Source organism: Pandoraea communis (assembly GCF_902459745.1).
Lineage (GTDB): Bacteria > Pseudomonadota > Gammaproteobacteria > Burkholderiales > Burkholderiaceae > Pandoraea > Pandoraea communis.
Window position 1 is genome coordinate 731,794 of record NZ_CABPSJ010000002.1, and the last position, 19,215, is coordinate 751,008.

At 61.1% G+C, this 19,215-nt stretch carries 28 protein-coding genes; 22 read left to right on the forward strand and 6 right to left on the reverse strand.

Annotation, left to right across the window (positions count from 1 at the left end; genetic code table 11):
• Positions 1-92: 92 nt before the first annotated feature.
• From PCO31110_RS09810 to PCO31110_RS09835, 6 genes are all read right to left on the reverse strand, one after another.
• Entirely contained in the window at positions 93-1,382 is a 1,290-nt protein-coding gene (locus PCO31110_RS09810; protein WP_150690279.1) for an ExeA family protein, read from the reverse strand.
• Entirely contained in the window at positions 1,379-3,178 is a 1,800-nt protein-coding gene (locus PCO31110_RS09815) for a DDE-type integrase/transposase/recombinase (protein WP_150690280.1), read from the reverse strand. Before PCO31110_RS09815 ends, PCO31110_RS09810 begins: the two co-directional genes overlap by 4 nt.
• Before the next feature lie 3 nt (positions 3,179-3,181).
• Positions 3,182-4,114, reverse strand: a complete 933-nt coding sequence (locus tag PCO31110_RS09820) for a hypothetical protein (protein WP_150690281.1) — start codon at positions 4,112-4,114, stop codon at positions 3,182-3,184.
• Between the two features lie 10 nt (positions 4,115-4,124).
• Positions 4,125-4,433: a helix-turn-helix domain-containing protein gene (locus PCO31110_RS09825; RefSeq protein WP_150690282.1), complete on the reverse strand. Its 309-nt coding sequence runs from the start codon at positions 4,431-4,433 to the stop codon at positions 4,125-4,127.
• 2 nt (positions 4,434-4,435) lie between these two features.
• Positions 4,436-4,912, reverse strand: coding sequence for a hypothetical protein (locus PCO31110_RS09830; protein ID WP_150690283.1), 477 nt, complete (start codon positions 4,910-4,912; stop codon positions 4,436-4,438).
• Positions 4,913-5,301: 389 nt separating this feature from the next.
• The gene (locus PCO31110_RS09835) at positions 5,302-5,541 is read right to left on the reverse strand and encodes a DNA-binding protein (RefSeq protein WP_150690284.1); all 240 of its coding nucleotides are present in this window, start codon (positions 5,539-5,541) and stop codon (positions 5,302-5,304) included.
• A gap of 76 nt (positions 5,542-5,617) precedes the next feature.
• Here PCO31110_RS09835 and PCO31110_RS09840 point away from each other — a divergent pair, with 76 nt between their 5' ends.
• The 22 genes from PCO31110_RS09840 (at position 5,618) to PCO31110_RS09940 (ending at position 19,212) form a co-directional block, all read left to right on the forward strand.
• Entirely contained in the window at positions 5,618-6,124 is a 507-nt protein-coding gene (locus PCO31110_RS09840) for a helix-turn-helix transcriptional regulator (RefSeq protein ID WP_150690285.1), read from the forward strand.
• Positions 6,124-7,008: a hypothetical protein gene (locus PCO31110_RS09845; RefSeq protein WP_150690286.1), complete on the forward strand. Its 885-nt coding sequence runs from the start codon at positions 6,124-6,126 to the stop codon at positions 7,006-7,008. The genes PCO31110_RS09840 and PCO31110_RS09845 overlap by 1 nt, the downstream gene beginning before the upstream one ends.
• 59 nt (positions 7,009-7,067) lie before the next feature.
• A complete protein-coding gene (locus PCO31110_RS09850; protein ID WP_150690287.1) occupies positions 7,068-7,583 on the forward strand; it encodes a hypothetical protein in 516 nt (171 codons plus the stop codon).
• A gap of 120 nt (positions 7,584-7,703) precedes the next feature.
• Entirely contained in the window at positions 7,704-8,051 is a 348-nt protein-coding gene (locus PCO31110_RS09855; protein ID WP_150690288.1) for a putative holin, read from the forward strand.
• Complete coding sequence (locus PCO31110_RS09860; RefSeq protein WP_246189791.1) at positions 8,029-8,778, forward strand: transglycosylase SLT domain-containing protein; 750 nt, start codon at positions 8,029-8,031, stop codon at positions 8,776-8,778. Before PCO31110_RS09855 ends, PCO31110_RS09860 begins: the two co-directional genes overlap by 23 nt.
• Entirely contained in the window at positions 8,775-9,182 is a 408-nt protein-coding gene (locus tag PCO31110_RS25880) for a hypothetical protein (protein ID WP_217427273.1), read from the forward strand. Before PCO31110_RS09860 ends, PCO31110_RS25880 begins: the two co-directional genes overlap by 4 nt.
• Positions 9,115-9,288, forward strand: a complete 174-nt coding sequence (locus PCO31110_RS26335; protein WP_442417703.1) for a hypothetical protein — start codon at positions 9,115-9,117, stop codon at positions 9,286-9,288. Before PCO31110_RS25880 ends, PCO31110_RS26335 begins: the two co-directional genes overlap by 68 nt.
• A 55-nt stretch (positions 9,289-9,343) precedes the next feature.
• Complete coding sequence (locus PCO31110_RS09870) at positions 9,344-9,661, forward strand: hypothetical protein (protein ID WP_246189792.1); 318 nt, start codon at positions 9,344-9,346, stop codon at positions 9,659-9,661.
• Complete coding sequence (locus tag PCO31110_RS09875; protein WP_150690290.1) at positions 9,654-9,965, forward strand: hypothetical protein; 312 nt, start codon at positions 9,654-9,656, stop codon at positions 9,963-9,965. Before PCO31110_RS09870 ends, PCO31110_RS09875 begins: the two co-directional genes overlap by 8 nt.
• A complete protein-coding gene (locus PCO31110_RS09880) occupies positions 9,965-10,510 on the forward strand; it encodes a DUF3486 family protein (RefSeq protein ID WP_150690291.1) in 546 nt (181 codons plus the stop codon). Before PCO31110_RS09875 ends, PCO31110_RS09880 begins: the two co-directional genes overlap by 1 nt.
• Entirely contained in the window at positions 10,507-12,027 is a 1,521-nt protein-coding gene (locus PCO31110_RS09885) for a hypothetical protein (protein WP_150690292.1), read from the forward strand. The genes PCO31110_RS09880 and PCO31110_RS09885 overlap by 4 nt, the downstream gene beginning before the upstream one ends.
• Positions 12,027-13,493, forward strand: coding sequence for a DUF935 domain-containing protein (locus PCO31110_RS09890; RefSeq protein WP_150690293.1), 1,467 nt, complete (start codon positions 12,027-12,029; stop codon positions 13,491-13,493). The genes PCO31110_RS09885 and PCO31110_RS09890 overlap by 1 nt, the downstream gene beginning before the upstream one ends.
• Positions 13,486-14,337, forward strand: coding sequence for a phage head morphogenesis protein (locus PCO31110_RS09895; RefSeq protein WP_150690294.1), 852 nt, complete (start codon positions 13,486-13,488; stop codon positions 14,335-14,337). The genes PCO31110_RS09890 and PCO31110_RS09895 overlap by 8 nt, the downstream gene beginning before the upstream one ends.
• Positions 14,334-14,852: a phage virion morphogenesis protein gene (locus PCO31110_RS09900; RefSeq protein ID WP_150690295.1), complete on the forward strand. Its 519-nt coding sequence runs from the start codon at positions 14,334-14,336 to the stop codon at positions 14,850-14,852. Before PCO31110_RS09895 ends, PCO31110_RS09900 begins: the two co-directional genes overlap by 4 nt.
• A 191-nt stretch (positions 14,853-15,043) precedes the next feature.
• Positions 15,044-16,171 (forward strand): peptidase, encoded by a 1,128-nt coding sequence (locus tag PCO31110_RS09905; RefSeq protein ID WP_150690296.1) that lies wholly within the window; start codon positions 15,044-15,046, stop codon positions 16,169-16,171.
• Positions 16,172-16,180: 9 nt separating this feature from the next.
• On the forward strand, positions 16,181-17,104 hold the full coding sequence (locus tag PCO31110_RS09910) for a major capsid protein (RefSeq protein ID WP_150690297.1): 924 nt from the start codon (positions 16,181-16,183) through the stop codon (positions 17,102-17,104).
• A gap of 8 nt (positions 17,105-17,112) precedes the next feature.
• A complete protein-coding gene (locus tag PCO31110_RS25885) occupies positions 17,113-17,457 on the forward strand; it encodes a hypothetical protein (RefSeq protein ID WP_217427274.1) in 345 nt (114 codons plus the stop codon).
• Positions 17,454-17,786 carry a capsid cement protein gene (locus PCO31110_RS09920; RefSeq protein WP_150690298.1) on the forward strand — a complete coding sequence of 111 codons (333 nt, stop codon included), beginning with the start codon at positions 17,454-17,456 and terminating at the stop codon, positions 17,784-17,786. Before PCO31110_RS25885 ends, PCO31110_RS09920 begins: the two co-directional genes overlap by 4 nt.
• A gap of 2 nt (positions 17,787-17,788) precedes the next feature.
• Positions 17,789-18,085, forward strand: coding sequence for an Acb2/Tad1 domain-containing protein (locus PCO31110_RS09925; RefSeq protein ID WP_150690299.1), 297 nt, complete (start codon positions 17,789-17,791; stop codon positions 18,083-18,085).
• Positions 18,086-18,092: 7 nt separating this feature from the next.
• The gene (locus tag PCO31110_RS09930; RefSeq protein WP_150690300.1) at positions 18,093-18,527 is read left to right on the forward strand and encodes a gp436 family protein; all 435 of its coding nucleotides are present in this window, start codon (positions 18,093-18,095) and stop codon (positions 18,525-18,527) included.
• On the forward strand, positions 18,527-18,991 hold the full coding sequence (locus tag PCO31110_RS09935; RefSeq protein ID WP_150690301.1) for a Gp37 family protein: 465 nt from the start codon (positions 18,527-18,529) through the stop codon (positions 18,989-18,991). Before PCO31110_RS09930 ends, PCO31110_RS09935 begins: the two co-directional genes overlap by 1 nt.
• On the forward strand, positions 18,988-19,212 hold the full coding sequence (locus PCO31110_RS09940; protein WP_150690302.1) for a hypothetical protein: 225 nt from the start codon (positions 18,988-18,990) through the stop codon (positions 19,210-19,212). The genes PCO31110_RS09935 and PCO31110_RS09940 overlap by 4 nt, the downstream gene beginning before the upstream one ends.
• Positions 19,213-19,215 lie beyond the last annotated feature (3 nt).

The window sequence follows — 19,215 nt, forward strand, 5'->3', positions numbered from 1 at the left end:
AGCGATCCGTCAGCCCGGCGTTGAACACTCGGCAGACGCACTCTTGGGCTTGCGATACCGGCGGCGAAACTACGGTCAACGAGGCCCCCATCTCACACCCCCTTTACGACGTCGGCAGTCACCGTGGGCGAGCCGATCTCTGCGGCGAGGTTCATGCAGGCCGTCAAAAGATTGCCAATGGCGAGCGGGTACAGCAGAGACACCGTCTCGGGGCGGTCCCTGCGCGTGCTTGTGATCGTCAGCTTGGCGCGCAGCGCATCAACGCCGCTGGGGTCAATCACTTCGCCGATTTGCTTGCCCAGACGGTCAAACTTGAACTTGAGGTACTCCTCCAGGCGAGCGCCGTCGAGTGGCGCCAGCTCGATCATTTCGCACCGCTGGACCACTTCCCGCACGTCTTGGTTTCGCTCCGAAAGCTTGGCCTTCAGTTCGGGTTGGCCAATCAGGATGATCGAGAGCAGCTTCTTAAAGCCCATCTCCAGTTCGAAGAAGCGCTTCAGGTGCTTGATTGTCGGGATCGGCAGCGCGTGCGCTTCGTCAATCACCAGGCAATGCCGGTACCCTGCGGTGTGACTCTCGCGCAGTGCCTTATGCAATTGCGCAAAGCGTGCTTCCGGGCTCGACTTGGGCTTCTCCAAAGGGGCAACGGCCGCCATCAATGCCTCCGCAATGTGGGTTGACTTGAGGGTTTTCCCTTTTTGGTCGTTGTCCTCCATCGCGAGCACATACGGCTTGATCAGCAGAATGGGCTGATTCTCACGAACGATGCGATCCTCAAGGTCGCGCATCAGCGTGGTCTTGCCGGCACCGCTTTCCGCCACGACGGCGAGCAGCCCGCCGTGCTTGGCTGTCTGGAACATTGCCTCGCGTACATAGCGAATGTCGGGGCTGACATACATGTCCTCTGCCGCCTGGATATCATCCTGAAACGGGTCGCGAAACAGGCTGAAGTGCTTGCGTGCCGCTGGATAAAGGGTTTGTTTGCGCAGTAACATAGATTCCTCCGGGTTGGACTCGATAGCGGATTTCGACTTGGTGACCGAGCGGGCCGCGTTGGCGCGCGGCTCGCTCACCTGTGCTTCAAGAACCTTGGGCAGATCAGACGGATCGACACCGATGTCGGCGAGAAACGCGTGAACTCGTTCGCGCACGTCGGTCGCGTCGACCTCTTCAAAGGCACTCTCGAGCACGTTCCGCGCAACACCTTTCCCTTCAAGAAAGTCGAGGATGCGCTCCTTGAGATCAAGTTCGTCGAGGCTCTTGGGCCATTCGCCGTGATTGACGATTTGCGCGACCGTGGCTTGAGAGACATTCAGGGCTTTCGCCAGATCGGCCTGTTTGCAAGTGGCCTGGGCCAGCACGTTCTTCAGCTTCAGCATCATTCACCTCCAGCCGCTTCACGCAGCAGTTGCAGCGGTTTCTGATGGCCCGCTTTGGGGCCGGAAAGCTCGGCAACGATCGTGTCGAGCTGGTCTTGAGGAACACCTGCCGGATAGCGTTGTTGCAGCCATTGGAAGCGTTCGGCAGTCCACTTCCCACCTGCGGATTCGACCCTCGCCTTGATCTGTTTGGCGGCGTCAACATGCGAAAGCGGTGGCAATTCGATCGTCGGCGCGACCAGGTCATGAGCAGTCCCTCGGCGCGGCAGGTAGGTCGGCAGCGTGGCGTCGTCGATATGCTTGTACGGGTCGAACTGGCCGCCGAATGGCAGGGACTTGGCCTTTCGCGCCGCCTCCGCAGCTGCCTGGCTCTCTGTGCCCGTGACCAACTGCTCAATGCTCTTGAGCGCGCTCTGCGCCTGCGTCTCGGCGTGGCGCTTGTAGCTCTCGCCGATGACAGCCGAATCAGCACTGAAGCCGAACTCCGTCTTCCTAACCTCGTTGACCACGTGGAAGACCTCGTGACCGTCCTCGCCTACGAGCACCACCTGCGCAGCGTCGTCGCGCCAGGGATTGCGCGTGACCATTACTTTCTCGCCGACCATCACGCCCGGCACAGTAGAAACGTCGTACTCGCGCCCTTGGAACGGCACGCGCAGCTTCGGTGTCACCTTGCGGCTTTCCGGCGTGGCCACGGCCAGCTCGCGGCACACGTCTACCGAGGGTGCCTTGATCAGTTGATCGGCGCGGATTGCCATCCATGCCTGGCTGCGGGTCTGCCCGTGGCGCCGATGAACAGCCGTCGCATTGAAGTGCATGCGCCACTTCCTGGCCAAGGTGTTCAGTTCTTCCAGACTGTTGACGGGCTGGAACTTGAGACCTGGTTCGAACTTGCGCTCGATGATGTTCCGAGCGTTCTCCACCTGGCCGGTGGCCCGCGCGTTGCCGACCTTGTGGACGATCATCTCGATGCCCAGCGAGCGGCAAAGGTTGCGTGTCATGGATGCTGTGTTGGCTGAGCCAGCGTCCAGCATCAAGATGCGTGGCACACCGTGGAGCAAGTCAGCCCCTACACGCTCCTGCATAGAGTTGATCAACACCGAACAAAGGTTCTCCCCTGATTCGGCCCCCATCACATACTCCGTGTAGAGCCAATCGCTGGTGTGATCCGTGATCTCGTAGCTCCACACCCGGTCAGCAGCAATGCGGGCGATGTTCTTGGGCTTGTTCTTATAAAACTCAGCATGGTCCATGACGCGCAGGCCGTTGGCGCGCGCATCGGCCGAAGGCTTCAGGTAGTACAGCACGCACAGACTAGCGTCGATCTGCCAGACGTGATTCGGATGCAAGCTGGCTAGCTCAGTAACCGGTGCGGGTGCGAGTAGCTGGTCAGGATGCACTCCATACATGCGCAACGCCCGATGGATGGTGCTTTCTGACAGAGAACGCAGTTCGCCAGTCGTGTCGTCGAGGTATTCGGCACGAATCATCTGATTGGCCCGCAGCGTTTCGACAGCATCGGCGACCGAGTAGAGCCGCTTGCCATTCTTTCGCGTCGACTCCATCAGCACGGCAGAGATCATCATGGCCTCGTCTCTCGTCAACGCACTTTGTCCGGCGTCCGAGCGGCGCTTGCGCTGCGACATGACTGATACCTCCTTGAGCTTCTTGAGCAGCGTGGCGCGCGACATCCGCAGCTCGCAGCACGCGGCATCGTAGATCGCCCCTTTGCCGCCATGCCCGGCCTTGCGAGCAGCGTGAGCCACGGCCACTAATCGTTCGGTCAGGACGGCGTTCATGTGTTATTCCTCGGTGGTTTCGCCAGTGCGCAGCCAGTCCGGAATTTCATCTCCGTCCGGGGCGTCCTTGACGCCGAACTCGCCGCGCAACTGCTTGACCGACACCTCGACCTGGCACAGCAGGCCGGCCATGAAGTCGTCATGAGCCATGCCGTGCTTCTCGGCATGTTCAGCGAGCGATTGGAAGGCGGCGCGCAGCTTGCCGCGAACGACCGACTCGGCTTCGAAGGCGAACTGGCTGGCCTCCTTGCGAATTTCCTGGCCTTCCACGTCGGGCGGAGGCGCCTGTACGCGGGGCTTCTTGGTGTTGATCTTGGCGGCCAGTTCGTCGATCTTGGCGTTCTTGTCGGCAAGCAGACGGGACTGCGCCTCAGCGTTCTCGCGGGTTTCCCGCAAGGCTGCGCGCAGTTCCTTGACGCTCATGGTGGCGATGTCGTCGAGCTTCAATTCGCCGGTCTGGCCGGTAAGCTCCAACTCTTCGATCTGCTCGTCGTCCAGCACAAGCATCTCAAACAGCTTGGTCTGGTTGCCTACGGCTTTCAAAGTTGCGTTTGACGGCAACTTTGAGAACTTGGCTGCGGACTGCATAAAGCGGCTTGCCACAAACTTGTCGATGCCAAGTGCCTCCAGGCGCGACATAAATTGACCGTGCTCGCACGCCTCTTTCAGCACCCGTAGCCCGCGTCCGACTTCGAGACAAGCTTCCACGCTGCGCCGCATATTGGCCGCGATATCCCGTTGAATCAGATCGGGATCGGTGCAGTCGGCGGGCAATTGGTAGCCGAGTTGGGTCGCAACGGCGCGCACAGTGGCTTGACGCTCTTCATGCATGACGGCGAGCTGGTTGGCGGCCTCACGCATCGCGGGCAGCGCCGGGGTGTCAGCGTCGGTCACCACCACTGCGGTGTTCTCGGTCTGTAGCGGCTTTCGGGCCATTGAGTTCTCCTTAGAGTTGAGTGGTCAGACGGTTGGTAATCTCGTCGATTCGCTGCCGAGCAGAATCAAGCGAGCGGAGGATGCCCACCGCATGCTGGGCGAGACGCGATGACGGGCGAATGCGTCCCGTCTCTGGAATACGTTCGGCAAAACCCTTTTCCTCGAGCGTTGCCACGTATCGCGTGATCGCGCTGGGTTCTAGGCCGGTCGCCTTCGACAACTCGGTAGGCGTAAGCCCATGAGCAAAGTGGCCCAGGAGCACGTTCAGAACCTCGAGCACCTTGCCTGCGGACTGTGCGGTTTTCGGCGTGTCTTTCATCGTCACTCTCCGCACAGGTCCAGTTCGGGTTGGGCGTGCTTCTCGACGTTCCCTCGATGCCAGGCGAGACCCTCCATCGCCTTCTGAATGACAACCAGGGTGTCGGCCGCCTCGGACTTCCCGCTGTAGAACTGCAGGAGGTGCCCGACCGCAGTGTTGAGCGTCTCCTGGAGCGTTTGGATGTCGGCAGCGTCGGCATTCCGCCCTGACGGCATATCGATGAGCAGCTTTCCCGCGCTGGCCGTCTGCCACCGGGTGACGAAGTCGATGCCGCAGGCGCTTTCGAACGGCCGGACAAGGTTCAACGGCATGCGGCCGTTCTGAAACCACTTGTAAAGCGCCCAATGATCGGCAAGGCCCATGCGCTCAGCGATGCGCTCCACGGAGAGGTTGTGGCGCTCCTTCGCGTGGTCTTTGCACAGTTCCAATGCCTGGCGCAGCGACGTCGGCTGGATGTGTTTCCAATTGCGTCGGCTCATTGGAGTCCCCTCAAAAGCACAACTTCCAAACAAAGGCAGCATTTGCAACTGTCGAAACCAATTTGCAGGATGTAGGATTGACAGCGGATAATCCGAACAGGAATGCACTCATGGACGAGAGCCGCCGCATTAAACAACTTGAAGGTCAGGTCAACGCACTTGCCCATGCTTGGCTCACTCTTGTCGCGGCTCTAGAGACGCAGGATGGCTTTGACGCATCGAGTCTCCAAGCGTCTCTGCGGGAGCGACGCTGGCCGCAGAATCACACAGTGAACACGGAAGCACGGCCGACTCTGGCATGGCTTTGCGAGCAACTGGATGAGGCACGCGCGGCTCGCCTATCAACGGAGCGTTAAACGGAAAGCCGAAACGGTCGTACATGGCCGGTCTCACGCGGCACGGCGATGCAGGGGCGCGAGCGCCTTCGCAGGGTCGCTGCAGATTTCACCGGCCTTGAGGCCGAGCTTGATAGCGATCTCGTGGGCTTGACCTCGGACGCACTTTTTGCGGCCGCCCAACACCTCGAAAACCAGATTCGGGGAAAAGCGGTTGGCGATGGCCCATTGGGTGATCGAGATGCCTTTGGATTGAAGCTCGGAACGGGCTTCATCAGCAGTACGTAGTTTCATGGCAGGCTCCTTGCGAGGGGCGGCCGGCACTTTGCAGAGTGCCGATTAAGTTGCCGTTCGTGGTTGGACGGTGTGAGTGAATTATTGTGAAGATAACTTCACAAGTCAAGTCATTTTTTGGGGTGTTTTCTTCATGATTGGCAATCGACTAAAGGAGGAGCGGAAACGCTTGGGGTTAAACCAGGAAGGGTTCGCGAGCTTGGCGAGCGTTTCGAGACGCGCCTATGCAGAATGGGAGGCCGGCAACACGTTTCCCACGGCTCAGCAACTTGGTGCGTTTGCGTCGGCAGGCGCAGACATTCAGTACATCGTGACCGGGGAGCGTCGCGGCGGTGGGATTGGAGAGGCGGCAGTCCATCAGGCCGTGCTCGATGCGGTCGAACTGCTGTCCTTGGACAACAAATTGGATGCACAGCAGCTGGCTAAGGCCGTCGTGAAACTGTGCGGCAAGCCTGCGACGATATCTGACCCACAGCAGGGGGCCAGGTATGAGGGCTCAATGCAGGTATTTCACCAAGCTCCGACGGGGGACATCGCTGGCCGAGACATCGTGAATAACGGCAAGGGGCGGAAAGGTAAGTAATGACACAAGAATTTCATGGCCAGGTCGGGGAAGTTGCGGGGCGTGACATCGTCAATCACCACCACGCGAAGGGGCGACCGCTAACAAAGGATGAACGTCGCTCCTTAAACAACTACGTCAAACAACTCGAGGACGAGTACGGTGAGTCGGGGAAGCAAACTTGGACATCGATTCACCGAATTCTGGGGAACGACAATATTGAGGAGATGAGCATTGAGCAGCTCAAGCCCACCGAGGCCATCCTCCAGCTTCTGCTATCGAACGCTCAACTCAAACGTCAGGCTGCCTCGGCGGGAAACGATCCAGACCTGACCACCAAACTTAGGCTTTTGGCGGACCAACTTTCCTCTGCCATCGCGGAGAGAGACGATTTAAAGACTAAGCTCGTCCAATACCATCAGGCGTACACCAGCCTCGAAAAGCGATTCAAAAGCCAGGCGCGCGATTTGGAGGCGTCTGAGAGCAAGTATTCCCGCCTGATGGAGGCCGCTGACGAAGTCTCACTGATAAATGAGCGGAACAAGGCAGCGGTTAGCGACTTGGCTAATGTGAGACATAGTGCGCGTCGCCTTCGGATTTGGGCGCTGCTCGCTCTAACTGTTGCAGCCGCAGGTGGGTACGGGACATATGCGTTTCGGCAGCAAGCAATTGCTGCAAGGTCCGCACTAAATGGCTGCTCGTTCGGCGGCAAGCCTTACTCCCTTGGCAGCATCATCGACAACCCTCAAGCGCCAGACATTCAGTGCGTCTCGATGGGAAATGGACGCCGTCCCGAGTGGCAGCCACTCGCATCGACGGAAGCAGCGAAGTCGGCGTCACAACGTAAGTCCTCAACGATTGTGCGTAAGCCGAAGAGCGGGCCACAATGGTCGGCGCCCGATTAGATCGACGGGCCGTGCCGTTTCACGCATACATTCAAGTTCAGTCACCACAGCGATAATTTATGAGACCAAAACAAGAATGGACCTTCGGGGCTTCCCTCGTGGCGATAGGGCTGCTGCTGGCATCTTCCGTGGCCTCTGCTGACACCGAGTCCGTGTATATCGGCATGACGCCCACGGAATTTTCTGAGGGCTTCAACCGCGCGGCCCAAGTGCTGCGGCTGAAACCCAGAATGCCACGCTGGCCCGCTAGGTCGGGGAATCTTAGCGCGAGCATCGCTCCTGGTATCACGGTGACAGGTGTCGGTGTGGACGACGGTAACATGATGAGCTCCATCGCGGTATCGTGTCGCTCGGATGCCATGTGTAACGAGGCGATTGTAGCGGCCGCCCTGTCGGCTGATCCGGAACTCAGTGTGGAAGAGCTACGCACGTTCATTCAGCGTAGACTGGACGGCGAACTGGCGGAAGGCGTCTACTTCGCAGACGCCGGTCTGGCGTATACGGTCCAACCAAACAAGAAAAAAGCGCAACTCGACTTCCGCATCAAGGCGGCACCGGACAGCGAATCGGAGTAGCGCCCTCGGACAAGGCGCGCGTATTGCGATCCAAAGCCTACGGCGCTCTCTAAACCTGATTAAAAGACCCCTCCTGAAATGCCGCCGATCATGGCGGCATATTCATTTCAGGAGGGGCATATGCCTTTCACAAAACGGTTTCCCCGCATGCTCGGCTGGTTGGCCGCTGCGGTGCTTCTCATCATCGCGATTGCGCTCGTCTCTCCCCAGCAGTTGCCGGTCGCACTGTACAAGCTGAGCCTCATCAGTTTGGCGGCCGTGGTTGCGTACTGGCTCGATCGCGGCCTTTTTCCGTACGCTCGTCCCGATGCTTATCTGCAGTTGGACTGGCGCCACGGTACTGACGAGCCTTGGAACGAGGCGGACTATCCCGTCGTAGACGGCTACCGGCTCGTATTTGCTGCAGCCATGCTGCGCCGCGCCACCATCGTCGCAGGTGTCGTGATTGGCGTCGCGCTGGGGCTTTGACATGGGCACGCCGCAGATCGTCTGGATTGCCGTGGCGCTGTTCTCACTCAGGGTTTGCGTAGCCAAACACCGAGAATCCCTGCGTGCACGCGTCAATTTCTGGTTCGCATCCCTTCGATGGGGAGCGTTCGCCGGCCTTCTCTATTGGGGTGGGTTCTTCGGTCATCCGGCCGCCGCTCAGGTTCCCGCGACGGCAATGCAATATCGCGCCGATCTGACCCGCGCCGCGCGCGCAATCTGGGGCATCGATGCGCCTGTCGCGACATTTGCTGCGCAGTTGCACCAGGAGAGCGGCTGGCGCCCCAACGCCGTGTCTCACGTCGGTGCCCAGGGCATGGCGCAATTCATGCCGGCGACGGCGGCGTGGATCGCTCAAGTCTATCCCGCGCTCGCCGACGGACAGCCGTTCAATCCAGGCTGGAGCCTGCGCGCACTGGTGACCTATGACCACCACCTGTGGCAGCGTGTGGGCGCCGCAGCGCCATGCGAGCGTATGGCCAAGACGCTTTCCGCCTATAACGGCGGCCTCGGATGGGTCATCCGCGACGAAGCTGCCGCGCGGCGCGCTGGCAAGGACGCCGGTCAATGGTTTGGCGCCGTCGAGACCGTCAACGCGGGACGATCCGAAGCTAATTGGCGCGAGAACCGTGCGTACCCGCGTCGGATTCTGCGACTGCTCGAGCCGGTGTACGTCCGGGCTGGCTGGGGCCGTGGGAGCTGCACATGACGCGCGAACGAGTAGCTTTGATCGCCCTGTGTTTGATGTTGTGCGCGGCTGTGGGTGGCTTCTTCTTCGGCCGCCACGTCGAAGCGAATGCACAGCAAGCCCAGGCAGCCGAAAAGACCATGCAGAACCTGTCGAGCCTGATCGACGCAAGCCAGCACCTGATCCAGGACAGCCAGGCGGCCAGCCGTGACATGCGCAATGCACTCGCGTTGCGTAACGCCCAGGACCAGAAATCCACTAAGGAGCTACGCGATGTGCTCTCCAAGACTGCCGGTAGCCGTGCTGGTTGCCGTTTTGACGCTGACAGCATGTACCTCATCCACGCCGCCCGTGATCGTGCCGCCGCAGCCGCTTCCGGCGGAGTACTCGACGGCGTGCCCGCCGCCGCCAGCTCCGGCAAGTGATGCTGCCGATGACGTGGCCCTCGCACTGAAAGCGATGTACGACCTTTATGGCGCCTGCGCGGGGCGATTCATTGACCTGGTCGACTGGGCCACAACGCGCCGATGATTTTTCAACAATACGGGGGAACCTGCGAATGACCGTACAGGTGGAGTTTTGGCAGATGCTTTCGCTGCTCGGGGCGTTCCTGGGCTTCATGTTTGGCGCGGGCAAGATGCTGCTCTCGCAGATTGAGCGCCGGCAGGCCGAGCGTGACCTGAAGCAGGAAGAACAGATCAAGACGCTGCTCTTCCAACTCAGCAAGGAGGCCGAAACCGTGTCGCGCCTCGAGCGCGACTTCATGCGATTCCAGGCGGATCTACCGCTGCAGTACGTTCGACGTGAAGACTATGTCCGTGGACAAACGGTAATCGAGGCCAAGCTGGACGCGCTCTATAACAAGCTCGAGGTCGTTCAAATGAAGGGAGCAAACCATGGTTGACCACACGAAAGTCCGACGTGAATCGATGCGCTGGAACCTCATCAGTACGTTGGACAAGGCCCGTCCGCACACTAGCAACGAGCAGTTTCTGCTTGAGGTCATGAGAGCTATCTACCCCGATACGACGGCGCTCGAAGTCCGGCGCGAGCTCGACTATCTGGCCGATCGTCGCCTCGTCGATTTGAACAAGTCGCCTTCGGGCGCGTGGTTCGCCGACCTGACCCGTTACGGCGTCGACATCGCTGAGTACACCATTGACTGTGCGCCTGGTATCGCACGGCCGGAAAAGTACTGGAGCGAATAATGGCGCGCCGCTCAAGCATTGACGGCCTGCCGGATGACGTGCGACGTTGGCTGGAGCGCGCCCTCGCGGAAAGCAATTTCAGTGGCTATCAGGCGCTGGAAGAGATCTTGCGGACGAAGGGTTACCAGATCAGCAAGTCGGCGATTCATCGCCATGGCCAGAAGATCGAACGGCGCTTCGCGGCAATCAAGGCCAGTACGGAGGCAGCGCGATTTCTCACCGAGGGCGCGGCCGATGATCAGGACGCCCGTTCCGAGGCCGTCATCGCACTGGTGCAAACGGAGTTGTTCGAGAGCATCGTCAATCTGCAGGAGGCCGGAGACGAAGACATAGATCCGGCTGAGCGGATCGGCCTGTTGTCCAGCGCAGCGAAGAATATCGCCACGCTCGCACGGGCTTCGGTGAATCAGAAGAAGTTCCGCCTGGAGATCCAGGCGCGGGCCGAGGCTGCCGCCGCGAATGTTGAGAAGATTGCGAAGAAAGGTGGCCTGTCAGCGGAATCGGTTGACGCGTTGCGCCGCGAAATTCTGGGGATCGCCGGATGAATCCCATTCCTGCCCGCCTTCCCAATACTGCGAGCGCCGACGCGCCGCCGGTGCTGATGGCATATCAGCAACGCTGGGTGGCGGACAAATCGCCTCTGAAAGTCATCGAGAAGAGCCGCCGCACGGGCCTCACGTGGGGCGAGGCTGCCGACAACGTCCTTACTGCGGCGGCCAATCGATCAGCCGGTGGCCAGAATGTGTATTACATCGCGTACAACCAGGACATGACCATCGAGTACATCCAGGCATGCGCGATGTGGGCACGAGCGTTCCATCATGCAGCGTCGGAGATCGAAGAGGGTTTCTGGGAAGACGATGACGCTGACAAGAACATCAAGACGTTCACGATCCGCTTCCCGGCTTCTGGCTTCCGTATCGTGGCGCTCACCAGCCGGCCGTCCAACCTGCGCGGCCGCCAGGGCACGATCGTGATCGACGAAGCCGCATTCCATGACCAGTTGGACGAGCTGCTCAAAGCAGCCTTGGCCATGCTGATCTGGGGCGGCCGCGTTCGCGTCATTTCCACCCACAACGGCACCGATAACCCGTTCAACGAGCTCGTCGAGGACATCCGATCCGGAAAGCGCAAGGGCAAGGTGCACCGCATCACCTTCAAGGACGCGGTGTCGGATGGACTTTACCGACGCGTATGCCTGCGCCTGGGCAAAGAATGGGCTACATCGGACGAGGCGGCCTGGATGGCCGACGTCTATGCGTTCTATGGCGATGGCGCTCAGGAAGAACTGGACTGCGTACCAGCCAACTCGGGTGGCGCCTGGTTGTCTCGCGCGTTGATCGAATCGCGCATGTCTGGAGATACGCCGGTGCTGCGTTGGGAGTGCGCATCAGGGTTCGAAGTACTGCCCGACCACATCCGTGCGGCCGAGTGCCGCGATTGGTTGGAAGCGCAGATGGCTCCGCTGCTGGGAACGCTACCGCCCGAAGCCATTTCCTTCAACGGCGAGGACTTCGGGCGAACCGGTGATCTGACTGTTCATGTGCCGTTGGTTCAAGCGCAGAACCTGGTGCGACGCGTGCCGTTCATCGTCGAGCTACGCAACGTGCCGTTTCGCCAACAGGAGCAAATCGCCTTCTACTTGCTTGACCGTTTGCCTCGTTTCACTGGCGGCGCGTTCGACGCGCGCGGTAACGGGCAGTACCTGGCCGAGGTCGCCATGCAGCGCTACGGCGCAAGCCGGATCCAGCAGGTGATGCTGTCGGAGGGCTGGTATCGCGAGCATATGCCCCCGGTCAAGGCGGCCTTGGAAGACGGCACGCTCGACGGTCTGCCGCGCGACACCGACGTGCTGGCGGACTTGCGGGCCGTGCAGGTCGTCAAGGGGGTTCCACGCATTCCAGACACTCGCACGACTGGCGAGGACAAGGGCAAGCGTCACGGCGACGCTGCCGTGGCGGTAGCGCTCGCCTATTTCGCCAGTCGCGAGATCAACAACGGGCCGGTGGCGGTGAAATCGCGGCGACGTCGCGCCGGCACCAAGATCACACAGGGGTATTGATGAGAGCCAAAGGCATGTGGGTCAGCCCCACCGAGTTTGTGCAGTTCGCCGAGCCGAGCACGTCGCTGTCTGACCAGATCGCGACACGTGGGCGCAGCATCGATTTCCACGCCCTCGGCATGTACCTGCCGAACCCGGATCCCGTGCTCAAGATGCTCGGAAAGGACTTGAAGGTCTATCGGGAACTGCGCGCCGATGCGCACGTTGGCGGATGCATTCGTCGGCGCAAGGCTGCAGTGAAAGCGCTTGAGTGGGGGCTGGACCGAGAAAAGGCAAAAAGTCGTGTGGCCAAGTCGATCGAGGCGATCTTCGCGGATCTCGATCTGTCTCGCATCTTGACCGAGATGTTGGATGCCGTCCTTTACGGGTATCAACCGATGGAGGTGATGTGGGGCAAGGTCGGAAGCTACCTGGTGCCCGTCGACGTTGTTGGCAAACCTGCAGATTGGTTTGTGTACGACGAAGGCAATCAGTTGCGCTTGCGCACGAAGCAAAGCCAGATCAAGGGCGAGGAACTGCCGCCGCGTAAGTTTCTCGTGCCTCGTCAGGACGCCAGCTACGACAACCCCTATGGGTTTGCGGATTTGTCCATGTGCTTCTGGCCGACCACCTTCAAGAAAGGCGGCCTGAAGTTCTGGGTGCAGTTCACCGAGAAGTACGGCGCCCCCTGGGTGATCGGCAAGCATCCGCGCAGCGCATCTGACGGCGAGACCAATCAACTGCTCGATCGCCTCGAGGACATGGTGCAGGACGCTGTTGCGGTGATCCCCGACGATTCCAGCGTGGAGATCAAGGAAGCGGCCAACGGTGCCAATAACGCCGACGTCTACGAGCGCCTCCTGCACTTCTGTCGCTCCGAAGTATCGATTGCGCTGCTGGGACAGAACCAAACCACCGAAGCGAGCTCGAATCGCGCCTCGGCCCAGGCCGGGTTGGAGGTGACGCGCGACATCCGAGACGGTGACAAGGCTATTGTCGAAGAAGCCGTGAATACCCTGATTCGCTGGGTGTGTGAGTTGAACTTCAACGATGGCGCGCGCCCCGTGTTTTCCTTGTGGGAGCAGGAAGAGGTCGACCAAATGTTGGCCGAGCGCGACGAAAAGTTAGTCAAGGCCGGAGCGAAGCTCACCTCGGCGTACTTCAAACGCGCCTACGATCTTCAGGATGGCGATCTAGCCGAATCATCTCCGCCCGGAACGCGATCGGCTGAGTTCGCCGAATCCGACGATGCGCCCGACCAGGACGCCATCGACCGGGCGCTGGATTCGCTCTCAGCCGATGCTATGAACGCCAACGCCCAAACGATGCTTGCACCGCTCTTAAAGCGGGTTGCGAAAGGTGCGCAGCCCGACGAGCTGCTGGGCTTGCTCGCCGAGCTGTATCCGGCGATGGACGCCGCCGGCCTGCAACAACGCCTCGCGCGGGTCATCTTCACGGCCAAGCTCTGGGGAATCCTGCATGCCTGAGATCAATCTCGCCCATGCCATGAGTTTGCCGCCCCAGGACGCAATCGCGTACTTTCAGCGCAAGGGCTATGCGATCACTTGGGACTGGCAGGAGCTATGGCAGGAAGCCCAGGCGCAGGCTTTTACCGTGGCGAAAGTAACGCGCCTGGACATCCTGCAGGACATCCGCGACGCATTGCAGAAAGTGCTGACTGAAGGCAAGACTGCGGCGTGGTTTGCTCAGGAGCTCACGCCAGTATTGCAGGCCAAAGGCTGGTGGGGGCGCAAGGAACACGTCGACGCAGAAACGGGTGAGGTCAGTCAGGTTCAGCTAGGCAGTCCGTGGCGGCTGCAGACGATTTTTCGCGCGAACGTGCAAACGGCCTACATGGCTGGGCGCTTCCAACGCCAGCTCGAGAACGTCGACGATAGGCCCTACTGGAAGTACGTCGCAATCCTCGACAGCCGAACTCGGCCCAGCCATCGGGCCTTGAACGGCAAAGTCTTCCGGTATGACGACCCGTTCTGGTCGTCCTTCTATCCGCCCAATGGGTGGGGATGCCGCTGCCGTGTCGTTGCGTTGTCGGCCGACGACATCGAGGTTCGCGGAATCACTATCGATTCGTCCGAAGGCAAGTTGGGCACTGCCATGCGCTTGCTCTCCGAAAAGACCGGCGAAATGCGCGAGGTCACGACCTACACCACGGCCCATCCCGACGACCCGACCGGCAAGCGCAAGATTGTGATTTCACCGGACGTCGGTTGGAGCTACAACCCCGGCGCAGCCGCGTGGGTTCCTGACATCAAACGCTATGTCGGCGATCTGGCCACCTTGGCAGAGAAGGAACTGGCGGGGGCTGTATGAGCGAGTTTGTTCGAATCGACATCGACGACTCCCGACTCCAGGCCGGACTTAAGCACCTGGCATCAGCGGCATCGGACATGACGCCGGCGATGCGGAAGATCGCTGCGACGCTTGAGAGCGTCGTCGAAGAGAACTTTGAGGCCGAAGGCCGTCCGCGTTGGACGCCGAGTGGGAGGGCAAAGTCGGAGGCCGGCGTTACGCTTCAGAAGAGCGGTCGGCTGGCGGCATCCGTTACCACCGACCACAATGCCAATACCGTGGTGATCGGCAGCAACGTCGTCTACGCGCGGATCCACCAACTCGGCGGCAAGACCTCGCCACATGTGATCCGTCCGCGTGCCAAGAAGGCACTGGCCTTCGGCGGCCGCGTCCTGGCGTCCGTCAACCACCCCGGTTCCGATATTCCTGCTCGACCATTTCTGCCTGTGACAAGCGACGGCGCGCTGCAGCCTGAAGCCACCGACGCGGTTCTCGGAACCATCCTCCGGCACCTGAAAGCGGCGGCCGGTGTTTAACCGCTAGGACGGCTTTTCGGACAACGGGGGCACGCAACGATAGCCAAGCGTCGCGAGCGCCCCGTCTGAAGGTTTTATAAAGGCTTGGTGCGCACAACGCCGGCCGATCTTTCCCACGCTGCCCGCCCAGCGCCTCGGAATTGTAAAGGCGATTAAAAGACCGCCTTCGCGCTGTCGCCGAATATGGCGGCATGACTGCTACCCGACACCTCCACATCTTCAAGTCCGGCCGCCAGACCACGATGAGTGGTGTGACGCTCGACTTCTCCGAGTCCGACCTCGAGGCGAGCGCTCGTGCATACGACCCTGCCAAACACGAGGCACCCATCGTCATCGGCCACCCGAAGCACGACGCTCCGGCCTACGGCTGGGTGCGATCGGTGTCGGTCGGCGCTGACGGGCTGATGGCTGAGCCCCACCAGGTCGATGCCGCATTTGCCGAGATCGTCGACGCTGGGCGCTACAAGAAGATCAGCGCCAGCTTCTACGTTCCCGACGCTCCGAACAATCCGGTGCCTGGCGTCTATTACTTGCGCCATGTCGCCTTTCTCGGCGCCCAGCCGCCGGCAGTAAAGGGTCTCAAGCCCGCTGAGTTCGCAGACGCGGAGACCGGCGTGATCGAGTTCGGCGACTGGGGCATGGACACCAACGCCTCACTGTGGCGCCGGATGCGCGAATGGCTCCTGGCGAAGTTCGGTCAAGAAGCCGCTGACCAGGTCGCGCCCGACTGGCAGATCGAGGCGATGCGAGAGTCTGCACGCCAGGACAGCCTGGACACCGATCCGGCGTTCGCCGAGTCCACGATTTCCCCGCCCCATCTACCTCAACAGGAGAAGCATGCTGTGACGCCCGAGGAAAAGGCCCGACTGGAGGCCGAAAACGCCCAGCTCAAAAAACAACTGGAGGCCGCTGCCGCTCGCGAGAAAGCAAGCCTGTCCGCGAAGCGCCACGACGACCACTTGGCCTATGCCGAGCAACTCGTCACGGGCGGCACGCTTGCCCCGAAGCACAAAGCCGCCGTTGTCGCGTTCCTCGACTTTGCTGAGAGCGAGACGGCGCTGGAGTTCGGCGAAGGCGATGCCAAGCAGCCGCTGGCAAATGCCTTCAAGACGTTCCTCGCCGATTTGCCCAAGGTCGTCGAGTTTGGTGAATCCGCCACCAAGGACAAGTCGGGCACCGGCGGCCGCGCCGACGTGGCCGAGTTTGCCGAAAAGTCGACCGATCCCGAGCGCCTCACCCTGCACGTGCGCGCCACTGAATTGGCGGCCGAGAAGGGAATTCCCTACGAGCAGGCCGCACGCCAGCTCATCACCAATTAAGGAGCCAACATGGTTGACCGTCTCCGTCAGCTCCGGGTAGTCGACCCGGTCCTGACCAATATCGCACGCGGCTATCGCAACGCACAGTACATCGGCGAAGCGCTGTTCCCGATCGCTCCGTCGGACAAGGAAGGCGCAATCGTGCCGCTGTTCGGCAAGGAAGCATTCCGCCTGTGGGAAACCGAGCGCGCGATCCGCGCCAAGTCCAACGTGATGACGCCGGACGACGTCGATTCGCTCGACGTAGTGTTGCGCGAACACGACCTGGCATATCCGGTCGATTACCGCGAGCAGCAGGAGTCGATGTTTGACGCCGAAGCGCGTGCCGCCAAGCGCGTCAAAGACGCGATCGATCTTCGCCGCGAGTGGGCGTGCGCCGCGCTGGCTCAGAGCGCCAATACTTACCTGCCGGGCGGCAAGCTTGCGTTGTCGGGCTCCAGCCAGTGGAGCAATAACGGCGGGGATCCGGTAGCCGTCGTGGAAACTGCCAAGGAAGTCGTGCGCAGCCGCATCGGTATTCGCCCCAACACGATTGTGATGGGTGCCTCGGTCTATCAATCGCTCAAGTTCCACACGAAGCTGCAGGCTGCGCTGGGCAGCAACGAGCGCAAGCTCGTCACGCTCGAGCATCTGCGCATGCTTTTCGGCATCAACGACATCTCGATCGGCGAGGCACTCGCCGGCGACGGCGCGACGGGCGACGTATGGGGCGACAACATGATCCTCGCCTACGTGGCCAAGCCGAGCGCCGACCGCGCCGCCGACTACGAAGAGCCGTCTTTCGGCTACACCCTGCGCAAGAAGGGCATGCCGGAGACGGATAAGTACGACGCCGAAGGCGGCAAGGTGCGCTTCGTGCGCCACACCGACGTCTACAAGCCCGTGGTGGTTGGCGCCGATGCCGGCTATCTGATCGCAGACACGAACGCATGAGGCCGCCCATGAACACTCGAACCTATCGCGTGCATGGCATCGATCTGCATCACGACGGCCAACGCGTCCCCGAAGGCGGCGAAGTCGCGCTCGACGATACGGCAGCAGACAAGCTTCGCCGCTATCTCGAGCCGGTTGTGAACCAGGGCGATGTAGCGAAGAGAGCTGCTGCCGAAAAGGCCGCTGCTGAGAAGGCCGAGGCAGAAAAGGCAGCAGCTGAGAAAGCTGCTGCAGAGAATGCCGAGGCCGAGAAGGCTGCAGCAAAGAAAGCCGCCGATGAAAAGGCCGCCGCCGACAAGGCTGCGACCGAGGCGGCCAAGAAGGACAGTTCGTCGACCGGAGGTAAGCAATGAAAACGCAGCAGGTTGTACTGACCACTTCGGTCATCGCCGCGACGGATTTGATCCGTCGCCGTTTCGTCGCCTTCGACGGCACCGTCTGCGCGGCTGGTGCCAAAGCGCTGGGTGTCGTCGAGGCTGACACCGAGGCAGGCGGTGTGGCGCCCGCCAACATCCTCGGCGCAATCCTCGTTGAGGCAGGCGGCGCGATCGCCGCCGGCGCGGAGGTCGAGTCGGACGCCAGCGGCCGTGCAGTGACGAAGGCTGCCGGTGCTTCCAACGGCTACGCCTGGGACAGTGCTGCCGCCGTTGGCGACCTCATTCGTATCGTGCGGAGCATCTGAGCATGGAGAACCAGCACAAGCGCATTGCCGGCTATCGGGATCTGACGGAAGACGAGATCTCGCTGATGAACGAGGTGAAAACCAAGGCCGTCGAGGTCGGCGCGCTCGTCGAGACGCTGCGCGGCCGGCTGCCAGCCTTCAAGATCGACGGCGAGCCGGTCCAGGTCGGCGACCAGACGTTGGTGGCGGTCAGCGACGAAGCCTACGAAACCGACCGCTGGCTGACGATTGGCCAGGACCACCTGCAGCAAGGCTTCATGGCGCTGACCCGCGCCGTGGCCCGGCCGACCACATTCTGAGGTGGTCATGCGTTACTGCTCGCTCGCCGACCTGCAACTGGCCATCCCGGCGCAGACGCTGATCTGGCTATCCAACGACGACGAGTCGGCCACCGCCATGAACCAGGCGGTGGTCGAGGAAGCCGTCAGGCAGGCGGAAGAGTTGGTCGATGCCCATCTTCGCGGGCGCTACAACCTGCCCCTCGACCCGGTCCCGTCTGTTGTGAAAGACATGACCGTCAATTTGGCACGTCATTGGCTGTATGCACGCCGGCCTGAAGGCGCGGAACTGCCGGATGCCGTCACGCGCACTTACAAGTCCGCGCTGCAGATGCTTGAGGCAATCCGGGACGCGAAACTCACGATTGGCACTCCCACTGGCGAGGCAGCGCCGGAGCCTGGCGAAATGAAGGTGCGGGCGAAGCCCCGCCGCTTCAGCGCTGACATCTTGGATCGCTACTGATGGCCACGACGCTGCAGATCATCGACGCGGTCGTGAAGCGCCTAGCCGTGAAGCTGCCACACCTGGCTGCGGAGTACTTCCCCGACAAGCCTTCGGAGTATCGACTGAACCATCCCAAGGGCGCGCTCCTAGTCAGTTACCTGGGGAGCCAGTTCGATAAGACGGTTGACGTCACCTACATCGCACAGCCGCGCACCGTGAAGCTGTCGGTCACCGTGATCTTGCGTCAGCTCAACGGTAAGGGCGGCGCCGTCGACGTGGTGGACCTCGTGCGTGCTGCATTGGTGGGGTTCCGCCCACCCGACTGCCGCAAGGTCTGGGCAGTGTCGGAGAAGTTCTTGGGAGAGACGGCAGGCTTGTGGCAGTACGCCGTGGACGTAGCTTCCGAAGCCATGCTGGTTGAGGACGCTGACGTCAACACTGAAACACCTCTGACTGAGGTGACCTACGAGGAGGATGCATGAAATTCCGCTACAGCGGGCCGACGAGCGGCGTGACGCTGCACAACGGCGAAGAGCATCAGGAGGTGATGCTCCATACCGGGGAGGAAGTCGACCTGCCTGAAACCCACGAATACACACGGACCCTGTTGGCCTTGGGTCACCTGACCCCGGTCAAACAGGGCGGTAAGCCTGCCGCACGTGCGACTGTCAGCGCGGACGGAACCGCTGCCAAAGGAGAGTAAGCG